Origin of the sequence: Bacteroides sp. OM05-10AA (genome assembly GCF_003439055.1) — a bacterium.
In the GTDB taxonomy this organism is placed as follows: Bacteria; Bacteroidota; Bacteroidia; order Bacteroidales; family Bacteroidaceae; genus Bacteroides; species Bacteroides intestinigallinarum.
Map to the genome: position 1 here is coordinate 34,960 of NZ_QSUR01000043.1, position 11,583 is coordinate 46,542.

The window sequence follows — 11,583 nt, forward strand, 5'->3', positions numbered from 1 at the left end:
AATAAGGTATACCCAACTATAACGTCACACGAGAATAAGCCGGAAGATCAATAGAACAAAAGTCCTTATCCAGATATTTGAAATATCCGGTAATGGCGATCATGGCTGCATTATCAGTCGTATAACTGAATTTAGGGATAAAAATGTTCCAGCCATATTTCTCGGCATGTTCCCGGAAAGCATTACGCAATCCATTATTTGCAGAAACTCCTCCGGCCACAGCTATTTCATTAATCTTATATTCTTTAGCGGCTTTTCGTAATTTATCCATTAGAATATCCACTACAGTAGCCTCCAATGATGCTGCAAGATCTACTTTATGGTGTTCTATGAAATCGGGATCTTCCTTTAACCAGTCGCGTAATGAATATAAAAAGGAAGTTTTCAATCCGCTGAAACTGTAATCCAGACCAGGGATATGCGGTTTGCTGAATGTAAAAGCTTTCGGATTTCCCTGACGAGCCAGTTTGTCAATGATCGGTCCGCCGGGATAACCAAGTCCCATCACCTTAGAGCATTTATCAATAGCTTCACCTGCGGCATCGTCAATAGTCTGTCCAAGAATCTCCATATCATTATAGGCTTTGACCAGTATGATTTGTGAATTTCCTCCGGATACCAGCAAACAGAGAAATGGGTAAACAGGTTGCCTCTCCTCTTCTCCTTCTGCTTTAATAAAATGAGCTAAAACATGTCCGGTCAAATGATTAACATCAATCATTGGAATGTTTAAAGAACGAGCGAATCCTTTTGCAAAGGAGACTCCAACAAGCAAAGACCCCATCAATCCCGGTCCGCGAGTGAAAGCTACTGCGCTCAACTCTTCTTTGGTGACGCCGGCACGTTTTAATGCTTCATGTACTACCGGTACGATGTTTTGTTGGTGTGCCCGTGAAGCCAATTCGGGTACTACTCCGCCGTATGCTTCATGTACGGCTTGACTTGATACCACATTTGACAGCAAATAACCATCCTTGATTACGGCTGCCGACGTATCGTCACAGGAGGATTCAATTCCTAAAATTATTGCACTCATAAGTATTTAAACTATTAAACGGTGCAAAAGTAATCATAAAACTACGATTCGTAACGAACTATTTTATATTTTTGTTCGCAAAATAAAAGTTATCGCATATCAGAACGCTGAAAAAGACTGTACGCTGGGTAGTAGGTATTGTACTGGGAGTATATATCGGGACTATTGTTTTGCTGAATATACCAAACATTCAGCAAGCAATGAGTGTATTTGTAGCTGAAGAACTTTCCGAAGTTTTAAATACAAAGGTAGTAATTGGTAGAATTAATATCGGTCTATTGAACCGTATTATTATTGATGATGTATTGCTTGACGATCAGAGTGGTCAGGAAATGCTCAAAGTCACACGTTTGTCTGCCAAGTTCGATATTATGCCCTTTTTTAAAGGAAAGATATCCATTAGCAGTGTCCAGCTTTTCGGATTTAATATCAATCTCCGGAAAGAGACTCCGGATTCTCCTCCTAATTTTAAGTTTGTTTTGGATGCTTTTGCTTCCAAAGATACCGTGAAGAAAGAAAACTCCCTTGATTTGCGTATTAATTCCATCCTGATTCGTCGTGGAAGGATGTCTTATCATGTGTTGTCGGAAGAAGAAACACCGGGGAAATTTAACGCTAAGCATATTCAGCTTCAAAATATCATTGCTAATATATCGCTGAAGGCATTAAGTAAGGACTCTTTGAATTTAGGGATCAAGCGATTGAGCCTTGATGAAAAAGCATCCGGCTTCTCTTTGAAAAAAATGAGTTTGAAACTGGTTGCCAATAACAAGCAGACAAACATTGATAATTTTACAATAGAATTGCCCGAAACCTCTCTCAAGCTCGATACCATTCATTTGGAGTATGATAGTTTGAAAGCTTTTGACCGTTTTACAGAACAAGTGCATTTCTCTTTCCGTACTTTGCCATCGCAAGTTACTTTAAAAGATATTTCCCCTTTTGTCCCTATCCTCTCGCATTTCAAGGAACCGGTGACGTTGGACATGGAGGTGAAGGGAACTGTGGATCAGTTGACTTGTTCGCATCTGGAGATTACAGCCGATGACCGCCAGTTCCGTCTGCGAGGAGATGTATCGCTTCAGGACTTATCGCGTCCACAAGATGCGTATGTATATGGAACTCTTTCCGAACTTTCGGCCAATACGCGTGGAGTCGGTTTTTTAGTGCGTAATTTGAGCCATAATTATAATGGAGTTCCTCCTCTTCTCGAACGTTTGGGAAACGTGAGTTTCCAGGGAGAAATTTCGGGATACTTCACGGACTTAGTTACTTATGGGCAATTACAAACGAGTCTTGGAAATGTAAAGACCGACTTAAAATTGAGTTCTGATAAGACAAAAGGATTATTTGCGTATTCCGGAGCTGTCAAAACAGAGGACTTTCAACTAGGTAAATTATTGGATAATGAGGAATTGGGAGAAATTACTTTCAATCTGGATGTACATGGCCGGCATATTGCTGACCATTTGCCTGCCGTAGAATTGAAAGGACTGATTGCTTCGATAGATTATAGCAGATATAGATATGAGAATATCACACTGGACGGAGAATACAAACAAGGAGGATTTAATGGAAAGATTGCGTTGGATGATCCTAATGGCTCTATTTATTTGAATGGAGACGTAAATATTGCATCTAAAGTTCCTACTTTTAATTTTCTTGCAGTAGTCAATAAAGTACGCCCACATGATTTGAATCTTACGACCAAATATCCTGATGCAGAGTTCTCTTTAAAACTGAAAGCTAATTTTACAGGTGGATCAGTGGATGAGATGATTGGAGAAATCAATGTGGATAGCTTGGAATTTACGGCTCCGGATAAAGCATATTTCATGCAGAATATGAATATCCGGGCAACCAAACAAAATGGAGAAAATCAGCTTAGATTGACTTCCGAATTCCTGAAAGCAAGCATAGAGGGAAAATTCCAATATCACACATTACCTGCCAGTATTCTGAATATTATGCGGAAATATGTGCCGTCTTTGATATTACCTCCCAAGAAGCCGATTGAAACCCATAATAACTTTTTGTTTGATATACATATATATAATACGGACATTTTATCTACGATATTTGATATACCGTTAACGGTGTATACTCATTCTACGTTGAAGGGATATTTTAATGATGCTTTACAACGCTTGCGTGTAGAGGGATATTTTCCCCGTCTGCAATATAAGAACAACTATATTGAGTCAGGTATGATTCTGTGCGAGAATCCGGCAGATCATATTCGTGCACGGGTTCGTCTGACTAATTTGAAAAAGAAAGGGGCAGTCAATCTATCTCTGGATGCACAAGCTAAAGATGACAATGTCAGTACGACTTTGGATTGGGGAAATAATGCTGCAGCAACATATAGCGGGAAATTAGCAGCTGTTGCCAAATTTCTACGTACAAGCGGAGAAAAGTCATTGTTGAAAGCGATGGTGGATGTGAAGCCTACTGATGTTATTTTAAATGATACTCTCTGGAAGATACATCCTTCGCAGGTGGTGGTCGATTCCGGACGAGTGGATGTGAATAATTTCTATTTTAGTCATCAGGATAGGTATGTACGTATTAACGGCCGGCTTTCCGAGAATCCTAAAGATACTGTAAAGGTTGATCTAAAGGATATAAATATGGGATATGTATTTGATATTGCAAGTATATCCGACGATGTAAATTTTGAGGGCGATGCAACAGGAACGGCTTATGCAAGCGGAGTGCTTAAAAAGCCTATCATGAATACCCGTTTATTTATAAAGAATTTCTCACTCAATCACGGTCGTTTGGGTGAACTGGATATATATGGTGAGTGGGATAATGAAAACAGAGGTATCCGGTTGGATGCATCCATTCAGGATATATCTCCTTCTCCGTCGCGTGTCACGGGTATTATTTATCCATTAAAACCCGAGAGCGGACTTGATTTAAATATTGAAGCAAATGAATTGAATCTGAAATTCCTCGAACATTATATGAAGTCTATTGCCAATGATATTAAAGGGCGAGGAACAGGAAAAGTACATTTCTATGGAAAATTTAAAGGATTGAACCTGGATGGTGCGGTTATGACAGACGCATCTATGAATTTTGATATTTTAAACACGCATTTTGCGGTAAAAGATACTATTCATTTGGCTCCTACTGGATTGACATTTAATAATATACATATCTCTGATATGGAAGGGCATTCGGGGAGAATGAATGGATATTTGCATTTCCTGCATTTTAAGAACCTAAACTATCGTTTCGAGATACAGGCAAATAATATGCTTGTGATGAACACAAAAGAATCGACAGATATGCCTTTCTATGGTACGGTATATGGTACCGGGAATGTATTGCTCTCTGGAAACGCCATACAGGGGCTCGACGTAAATGTGGCCATGACTACAAATCGAAATACTACCTTTACCTATATTAATGGTAGTGTAGCATCGGCTACTAGCAATCAGTTTATCAAATTCGTGGATAAAACACCTCGTCGTACTATCCAGGATTCTGTTCAAGTAATTTCATATTACGAACAAATACAGCAAAAACGTCAGGAGGAGGAAGAGCAGAAAACAGATATCCGTTTGAACATTCTCGTGGATGCAACTCCCGATGCCACCATGCGAATCATTATGGACCCTATTGCCGGAGATTATATCAGCGGAAAAGGTACGGGAAATATCCGGACGGAATTTTATAATAAGGGCGATGTGAAAATGTTCGGTAATTACCGGATCAATCAAGGAGTATATAAATTTAGTTTGCAGGAAGTGATCCGTAAAGACTTTATTATCAAAGATGGAAGTACAATAACGTTCAATGGTGCACCTTTGGATGCTAATATGGACATACAAGCTTCATATACAGTGAACTCTGCCTCTTTGAATGATTTGATACCGGATGCTTCGGCTATTATACAACAACCCAATGTGCGTGTAAATTGTATCATGAATCTAAGTGGTATGCTGGTACGACCGACTATCAAACTGGGTATAGAGCTTCCGAATGAAAGAGATGAAATACAAACATTGGTACGTAATTATATCAGTACGGAAGAGCAAATGAATATGCAGATTCTTTATTTGCTGGGTATTGGCAAGTTCTATACGGAAGATGCCCGTAATAATAATCAGAATTCGAATGTGATGTCATCGGTGCTCTCATCTACTCTCTCCGGCCAGTTGAACAATGCACTTTCACAGGTCTTTGAAACGAATAACTGGAATATCGGTACGAATTTGAGTACGGGTGATAAGGGTTGGACAGACATGGAAGTAGAAGGTATTTTGTCGGGACAATTATTGAATAACCGTTTATTGATAAACGGAAACTTCGGTTATCGGGATAATCCGATGGCTAATACTAACTTTGTAGGAGACTTTGAAGCAGAATGGCTGATTACCCGTTCGGGAGATATTCGTTTGAAGGCTTATAATGAGACAAATGACCGTTATTACACAAAAACAAATTTGACTACGCAAGGTGTAGGTATCATGTATAAAAAGGATTTCAATAAATGGAGTGATCTATATTTCTGGAATAAATGGCGGTTACGCAATAAGCGGAAACGGGAAGAAGCTGAAAAGGTGAAACCGCAACAAACGGACAGCATCACTGATAAAACTGCTAAATCGGCAGTGAAAAGAAAACGTGCACAGGAACAGTAAAAAACAATAAACGATGACATATCCACCAGGAATAATGTCATCGTTTGTTCTATTTAAAAAGGTTTAGAAGTCTATATCAATCAAATTAAATTTCAAATCGAATTTCAACTCTGTACGATTAGAAAGTTTCACCTCATAATCTTTTTTATCTCTCTCTATTTTCAGAACCTTAGCATCCGGATAATTGCTGGTTACATATTTCTGAATAGCTGCCGGAATAATTGCTGCAGGCACAGAACTGTATTTGCAGTTCACTTCTTCCCAATTTCCATTTTTGTCAAACTCTACTTTATTCCCATTCGTAAAAATCACTTCATAGCTTTTGTAGAAAAATTCACTTTCCATTTTGGCTAATGCTACTTTGCTGTCGGCAAAATGCTGTTTGATAAACTGCTGTGCCGGTTGTGGCATTTGAGTTACCTGGATTGGTTTGTCGTCATCTGCACGAGCTACTGTTTGCAAAGTGAAAAGACACACTAATAAGAATACTAACTTTTTCATAATCGTTGTTTTTTTAATATTGGTTTTTACTATTATTATTAATTTTATAATGCAAAGATGAGAGGAGAATCTGAAAAGATTTGGGAATTTTGAGAATTTCCGAAAAAAAATCGAAAAAATATAGTGACGCTATCCGGTTAACATAGCGTCACTATATATAAAGGATACCGTCACCATCCTATAGGGATAGTGTCACTATAATTTCTTCCTGAAATTAGATTCTTTAGGATTCTTTTAAAACTACTAATAGATACATCGTTTATTTTTGCACACACAAATTTGACAATATTCATATTAAACAACCATAAGAACTTTTGTATGACTATGAGAACAAATTATTTTTTATTATTAGCTATTCTATTGGGGATAATCCCTATGAGTTACACGCACGCCAATGATTCAATACCTAAGAGCGTGATTCTGTACACACCTTACACAAAAATCTCCGTATCTCCCGGAGCGTCAATTGACTACAGTATTGATCTTATCAACAACACAGACCAGTTGACGAATGCGAATCTTTCTGTCAGCGGGCTGGGCAGTAGTTGGAAACACGAAATGAAATCCGGTGGCTGGAGCCTTAGCCAACTATCGGTACTTCCCAAAGAGAAAAAGACTTTCAATTTAAAAGTCGAAGTCCCATTAAAGGTGAATAAAGGTAATTATCACTTTGTGGTATATGCCGGAAACGCCAAACTTCCATTGGATGTGGTGGTTGCTCAAAAAGGAACATACCAGACTGAATTTACTACCGACCAACCCAACATGCAGGGAAATTCTAAATCAACCTTCACTTTCAGCGCCACTTTAAAGAATCAGACTGCCGACCAGCAGCTATATGCTTTGATGGCTAATGCACCCAGAGGTTGGAATGTAGTTTTTAAACCTAATTATAAGCAAGCCACTTCTGCACAAGTGGAAGCCAACAGTACTCAAAATGTAAGTATAGATATTACTCCTCCTGCCAATGTAGAAGCCGGCAGTTACAAAATTCCGGTACGCGCCGCTACAGGTACCACTTCCGCTGAATTGGAACTGGAAGTGGTTGTTACCGGCTCTTATCAAATGGAACTGACTACTCCCCGTGGGTTATTGAGTACAGATGTCACAGCAGGTGATATAAAGAAAATAGAACTGGAAGTCAGAAACACAGGCTCTTCATTACTGAAAGATATTCAGCTGTCTGCCAATAAACCTGCTGACTGGGAAGTAACTTTCGAACCTTCAAAAATCGATGCACTAAAAGCCGGAGAGACATCAACGGTTATGGCTACTTTGAAAGCTTCTAAAAAAGCATTGCCAGGCGACTATGTGACTACCATCATGGCAAAAACTCCTGAAGTAAATGCCGATGCGCAGTTCAGAGTTGCAGTAAAAACTCCGATGATATGGGGATGGGTAGGCGTTCTTATCATTATTGCCACCATCGGCGTGGTTTACTATCTGTTCCGTAAATATGGAAGGAGGTAAATTATGGGCGAACAAGTGATCGTACTTACCGATTTGACCAAACAATACGGTAATTTCACTGCTGTAGATCATATTCGCCTGAATATCCGGAAAGGAGAAATCTTCGGATTGCTGGGACCGAATGGTGCTGGAAAATCAACTACTATCTTAATGATGTTGGGATTGACAGAGCCTACTTCGGGAACAGTTGAAATTTGTGGAATCAATTCTACTACACACCCCATTGAAGTAAAAAGGAAAATTGGGTATTTGCCAGAAGATGTAGGATTCTATGATGATATGACAGGACCGGAGAATTTGATCTATACAGCGCGATTAAATGGTATTTCTGATAAAGAGGCAAAAACCAAGGCTATGGAACTGATGAAGCGGGTAGGCCTTGAAGATCAGTTAGCCAAAAAGACCGGGAAATATTCTCGTGGTATGAGACAGCGGTTGGGATTGGCTGATGTACTTATTAAAAATCCGGAGATTATTATTCTCGATGAGCCGACTTCAGGGATTGACCCTGCAGGTGTTCAGGAATTTATCGAACTGATTCGCTGGTTGAGTAAAGAAGAGGGACTGACTGTACTTTTCTCTTCCCATCATCTGGATCAGGTGCAGAAAGTGTGCGACCGGGTAGGTTTGTTCAGTAATGGCCAATTACTTGCTTTGATTGATATGGCAGAATTGAAAGATAAGAAGCAGGAATTGTCTGATATTTATAACCATTATTTTGAGGAAGGAGGAGAAAGACATGAATAAAGTCAATCATCCTTTTTGGGTTATCGTCAACAAGGAAATTTCCGATCATGTCAAAAGTTGGCGTTTTATTATACTAATAGGTATTATAGCACTTACCTGTATGGGGTCGCTATATACAGCACTCACCAATATTAGTGAAGCCATCAAACCTAATGATCCGGACGGTTCGTTTCTTTTTTTGAAGTTGTTTACGGTTTCAGATGGGACTCTCCCCTCTTTTGTGCTGTTTATTAACTTCTTAGGTCCCCTATTGGGAATCGCTTTGGGATTTGATGCAGTCAATTCCGAACAAAATAAAGGAACATTGAGCCGTATGCTGTCCCAGCCTATTCATCGCGATTGCATTATCAATGCGAAGTTTGTGGCTGCTTTGATTGTGATAGGTATCATGTTGTTTGTATTGGGCTTTCTGGTGATGGGATGTGGGCTGATTGCTATTGGCATTCCTCCTACGGCAGAAGAGTTTTGGAGAATTGTTTTCTTCATTATTACCAGTATCTTTTATGTAGCATTCTGGTTGAATCTGGCTATTCTGTTTTCGCTCCGTTTTCGTCAGGCAGCGACTTCTGCATTAGCATCTGTGGCCGTTTGGCTGTTTTTTAGCGTATTCTATACCATGATTGTTAATTTGGTGGCAAAAGGATTGAGTCCGTCACAGATGGCATCACCTTATCAGATTATCAGTTATCAGAAGTTTATTCTAGGGTTGATGCGTTTGGCACCGAGTGAACTGTTTAATGAAGCTACCACCACATTATTGATGCCTTCTGTCAGAAGTTTGGGACCATTGACTATGGAACAGGTACAGGGAGCTATCCCTAGTCCGCTCCCATTGGGACAAAGTCTTTTAGTTGTATGGCCACAACTGACCGGATTGATTGCGGCAACGGTTATTTGCTTCGCTATTTCTTATATCATGTTTATGAGGAGAGAAATACGATCCCGATAACCTGCACACTATAAAAGACGCAGAGGACACGGAGAAACAGATGAATGGATATACCTGACAAATTGGTTTATGATAACCGACAGGTCGTTCACTTTAAATCCGTGTCCTCTGTGTTTGTTTTCTGGGTGAATCTTATGATTGGGAAATCTCGAAGCAATGTTCATTCTGCTCGAAGTAATATTTTATATTCAGATGTTGCAAGCGACAGATGGAATCGGCTATAGCTAATCCCAGCCCTGTAGATCCTTCTTTTTTACTACCCTGATAGAAACGTTCGAAGATATGTTCCTTGTCTAGCGGATGTTCCACTCCCGAATTTCGGAAAGTAATACCGTTCTTAGTAATGGTGATTCGGATATGTCCCCCGTCAATATTATGTACAAATGCATTTTTCAGGAGGTTAGTGAGTAAAGCAACAGCCAGAGATTCGTTCATTTTCACCTTAAAAACGCCTTGTTCATCTATCGTGACTTCTATGTTGCGATAATCATAAACTTCTTCGTAATCTTGCAGATATTGTTTGAGGAGTACATTAAGTTCCAATTCTTTGGTATCCGTAAACTGACCATTATCAATCTTGGAAAGCAATAACAGGGATTTGTTTAATTTAGTGATGTATTCTAAAGTCTGATGCGTTTTCATCAGTTCTTCCAGTTGTTTTTCTGATAGCGAATCATCTTCCATCAACATCTCCAATCGGTTACGGCAGATAGCAAGTGGAGTTTGTATCTCGTGTGAAGCATTTCCGATAAACTGTTTTTGTTGTTCGAACATCTGTTCTGTACGTTCCACATAACGAATGGCAGCCTCGTTTAATTTCCGGAATTCTGTGATTTGAGTATCGTTACTCAAAGGTTTATTTCTTTTTCCTGTTTGATAACCGTCCAGCCAGTGTAGAAGTACATAGAGCGGTCGCATATTCCGGTAAAATACCCATACGGAAATGATAATAATGCAGAATAATAAAGCTACATATAGAAATATAATCCACACCTGGATGGCATTTCTCAAATCATCTTTTTCAATGCTGGGGGTCGATACTGTCAGTTCGTGGTATCGTCCTTCATCATCTTTAAAGATAGTAGTAAGAATACGTGCCGGCTCGGTCTCTCCTTTTTCTTCAATGTATACCATAGAGTCTTTATACTGAATATCCTCCCGGCTTTCCGCATACTTTTTGCTTACTTCCATCATATAATATTGATTGTTGGAGCCATTGGTTTTAGAAGGTAGCTCCTCTCCTGCCAATGCCCGGATAATGATGGTTTCCGAATAATCTTCCAAAGCGTCATCCACTTCATCGTTGACTTCATCGATCATCGTAACATAAAAGAAGATAGCCCAGACCGTCAGTATAAGGGTCAGAGCAAGTGTAATACGAAGAATGATGTAATATATTAATTTCATGGACAATAATCTCTTTCTTTTTTATTCTACCACCATTTTATATCCAAATCCATAAACCGCTTTGATTTCAATCGTTGCACCGGAATCTTTGAGCTTTTTGCGGAGATTCTTGATTTGCGCATATATGAAATCAAAATTATCAACCTGATCGATATGATCTCCCCATACAGATTCGGCCAAGGTATTTTTATTGATTAATCTTCCGGGGCGGTTGATGAAATATAATAGGATATCATACTCTTTTCTATTTAGTTCCACTTCCAGATCATTCACAAAGACACGATATTTATCCGGTTCTATCCGTACATTGCCTTGGCGGATATCAATTTCTCCATCGTGCTGATGACGGCGAATCACGCTTTTAATACGTGCATTTAATTCAACCAGATGAAAGGGTTTCGGCAAATAATCATCCGCCCCGAGTTCCAATCCCAAGACTTTGTCTTCCAGAGAGTCTTTGGCGGAAATAATAATCACATTTTCCCGTTTATGGAGCGCTTTCAATCGTTCAAGAAGATCAAGTCCGCTTCCGTCCGGCAGCATGATGTCCAATAAGATACAATCATAGTCGTAATCTTCTATTTTGCGTAAAGCAGAATTGAAGTCACTGGCTGTTTCTACCACGTAACGTTCTTTTTCAAGTGAACATTGAATCAGTTCTCTCAAAGAGGGTTCGTCTTCTACAATCAATACCTTCATAATTTTGTTCTCCTTTCTTTTTTACATACTGCAAAGAAAAGGGATATTTCTGAAATAAAACTGAAATGGAAGGAAAATCGAGTAGGAGGAAAACGAAGTAGTTTTCTTCCTACTTTCGC

The 11,583-nt window shown here is 39.3% G+C and carries 8 protein-coding genes; 4 read left to right on the plus strand and 4 right to left on the minus strand.

Features of this window, described 5'->3' with window-relative positions:
• Positions 1-16: 16 nt before the first annotated feature.
• Complete coding sequence (gene tsaD, locus DXB58_RS23860) at positions 17-1,036, minus strand: tRNA (adenosine(37)-N6)-threonylcarbamoyltransferase complex transferase subunit TsaD (RefSeq protein WP_004306076.1); 1,020 nt, start codon at positions 1,034-1,036, stop codon at positions 17-19.
• Positions 1,037-1,236: 200 nt separating this feature from the next.
• Between tsaD and DXB58_RS23865 the strand changes: the two genes are divergently transcribed.
• Complete coding sequence (locus DXB58_RS23865; RefSeq protein WP_122138467.1) at positions 1,237-5,691, plus strand: translocation/assembly module TamB domain-containing protein; 4,455 nt, start codon at positions 1,237-1,239, stop codon at positions 5,689-5,691.
• Positions 5,692-5,754: 63 nt separating this feature from the next.
• Here the strand turns inward: DXB58_RS23865 and DXB58_RS23870 are convergent, their stop codons facing one another.
• On the minus strand, positions 5,755-6,192 hold the full coding sequence (locus DXB58_RS23870; protein WP_122138468.1) for a PepSY-like domain-containing protein: 438 nt from the start codon (positions 6,190-6,192) through the stop codon (positions 5,755-5,757).
• 318 nt (positions 6,193-6,510) lie between these two features.
• On the opposite strand from DXB58_RS23870, the gene DXB58_RS23875 reads away from it, so the two are divergent.
• Genes DXB58_RS23875 through DXB58_RS23885 form a run of 3 tightly spaced genes read left to right on the plus strand, consistent with a single transcriptional unit; the run spans position 6,511 to position 9,358 of the window.
• Positions 6,511-7,662 carry an NEW3 domain-containing protein gene (locus DXB58_RS23875; RefSeq protein ID WP_122138469.1) on the plus strand — a complete coding sequence of 384 codons (1,152 nt, stop codon included), beginning with the start codon at positions 6,511-6,513 and terminating at the stop codon, positions 7,660-7,662.
• 3 nt (positions 7,663-7,665) lie between these two features.
• Positions 7,666-8,409: an ABC transporter ATP-binding protein gene (locus tag DXB58_RS23880; RefSeq protein WP_004295990.1), complete on the plus strand. Its 744-nt coding sequence runs from the start codon at positions 7,666-7,668 to the stop codon at positions 8,407-8,409.
• Positions 8,402-9,358, plus strand: a complete 957-nt coding sequence (locus tag DXB58_RS23885) for an ABC transporter permease (RefSeq protein ID WP_004295992.1) — start codon at positions 8,402-8,404, stop codon at positions 9,356-9,358. Before DXB58_RS23880 ends, DXB58_RS23885 begins: the two co-directional genes overlap by 8 nt.
• Before the next feature lie 132 nt (positions 9,359-9,490).
• Here the strand turns inward: DXB58_RS23885 and DXB58_RS23890 are convergent, their stop codons facing one another.
• The gene (locus tag DXB58_RS23890; RefSeq protein WP_122138470.1) at positions 9,491-10,765 is read right to left on the minus strand and encodes a HAMP domain-containing sensor histidine kinase; all 1,275 of its coding nucleotides are present in this window, start codon (positions 10,763-10,765) and stop codon (positions 9,491-9,493) included.
• A 21-nt stretch (positions 10,766-10,786) separates the two neighbouring features.
• Positions 10,787-11,464 (minus strand): response regulator transcription factor, encoded by a 678-nt coding sequence (locus DXB58_RS23895; protein WP_122138471.1) that lies wholly within the window; start codon positions 11,462-11,464, stop codon positions 10,787-10,789.
• Between the last annotated feature and the right edge of the window lie 119 nt (positions 11,465-11,583).